Raw genomic sequence first — 2,028 nt, 5'->3', positions numbered from 1 at the left:
TATACAAGCCGAGAAATTAACGTGAGCGGTCATATCCTGCTCACCTACATAGATGTAAGGGTCAGCATGGGCCTGATGCTTCCGGTAGCACATCAGCGTACCGTTCATGCGGTGCGGGCCGTACAGTTCTTCCCGAGTAGCACCATAGTCGATTGTAATAAGCACACCGTGGTTGAAACGTAAGGCTACTTGCCGTATCCACCGCTCTGCCTCCAGATTCAGCTCAAACTGCTGACGTTCTCGCTCAGGTAATTGTTCATCCTCGATATAACGCAACACGTCAGGGTCGGTAATGGGACGACACGTCTCTCGGAACTGCTTGTTCGACTCTTCCCATATGACTGCGATTTCTTCAAACTGACCTTGTACATATTGAACACGATGAACAGGAAATGCATCCAACAACTCGTTAGAGCAAACGATAGTAGGAATGTCATATTGTCCTGCGAGCCACTCATCAGGCTGTTCATAATGGACATGTGGATGATTGACAAGCGCCTCAGCTTGCATAGCACGGTGATAGGAACTCTGATCAACAATCGTGTACGTTAATGTGTCGTATAGTGCCGGTGCTTCACGCTTGATATGGTCCAAGATGTGCAAGGCAAGCCGCCCTGTACCTCCGCCCCATTCCACAATCTGCCAGCCACTCTGATCCCAACCTTCTTCACGAATCATGCGTACAATCGCTTGTGCCAGCATCATGCCCATGAACGGGCCAACAGAGGAGCTCGTGTAAAAGTCGCCTTCCTTCCCAATCTTCACTGCTGTCCGATTGTAATAGCCATATTGTTCGTCATATAAGCAAGCTTCCATGTAATCGTGAAACGAAATGGATTTAGTCGGACTAGCGTCCATAGCTTGAATGAGTTGGGTCGTCAATGGATTGTTCATATGAGTTGACATCTAAGTTCCACTTCCAGTTGTAGGATTGTACATAAATCGAATATTTATCAAGGATAACAAAATGTATATGCAGATTCCACTATTCAATCTGAAAAACGAGTTTTTGTCTTTCCTAGAGGACATTTTGCACAGCGTTAAGAAATAAGGCATGTTTCCACGTCTGATTCGATACATTTAGTACGGAAAGGACGTGGGACAAACGATGTGGATGCTGGTTCGACCGACCCTCGCCGTCTTTCTGATCGGCTGCTTGATGCTTGGATGGCTTGGAATACCTGAATGGCYTGGAACCACAATCGTGTATGCTCAGACCGACTCTTTGGTTCAAGACCAGTCGCAAGCGCTGCTTGAGAAAGGTCTTACCTTATACGAGTTGGATCGGGAAATCGCCAGACTTGGCGTCAAGGAACAGGATATAACTAAACAAATCGCTGATGCCCAAATAAGCTTGTCTGCGCTTAATGAACGGATGAAGGAGCAGAACGATAAAGTCAAACAGCTGATCAAAACTTCGTATACCGGAGATCGTCCTCCCCTCTGGATGATGGTTTTCGCCGCCAAATCATGGAAGGATGCCTTTTACGTATTCGAGCAGATGAAACTCATTGCGGATCGCGATCGCAGTACACTGGATCGCTATAAGGCTGCATACCGAGAAAAGGTCGAGGTTAACGGGAAGCTCGAGCAAGCCCAATCTGAGCTGCGCTCTACGAGAACCCGCTTCGAGGAACAGCGTATCACGATGGTGACGCTGCAAGAGGAAGTATCGCGGAAGCTCGCATCGCTGCCGCAAAAGGATGAAGTAGCCAAACAAATGARCGAGCTGAACAAAAGTTGGGAGACGAAAGGCCTCCCCTTATTCAAGCAATATTTTGCCGCGTTGGCGGATACGATGCAAAAGCTGCCGGAGTACATGGCGCAAAACCCTAACTCGCTCTCGATTAAAGGATTGACCTATACATTCCAGATTAGAGACAGCGAGTTGAACGCTTTTATACATACTCGTAATCCCGGTCTGCAGCAGTTGGCCTTCACTTTCGGTGATGGGGTGATCATGGCAGCAGGTAAAGAAAACGACATTTCTCTCTCGTTATCAGGCACATACGAGCTGGAGACCAAACC

Annotated in this window: 2 protein-coding genes; one reads left to right on the top strand and one right to left on the bottom strand. The window is 47.7% G+C overall.

Annotated elements, in window-relative coordinates:
- The coding region (locus AC1DWB_RS34150; protein ID WP_477545520.1) for a class I SAM-dependent methyltransferase at nt 1–906 on the bottom strand (906 nt) is incomplete at its 3' end.
- Nucleotides 907–1,108: 202 nt separating this feature from the next.
- Here AC1DWB_RS34150 and AC1DWB_RS34145 point away from each other — a divergent pair.
- Nucleotides 1,109–2,028: coiled-coil domain-containing protein (locus tag AC1DWB_RS34145; protein ID WP_477545519.1), on the top strand; the 920-nt coding region annotated here is incomplete at its 3' end.

This window comes from Paenibacillus sp. P4_E11 (assembly GCF_056401635.1).
This window is presented reverse-complemented; position numbering and strand designations above follow the sequence as displayed.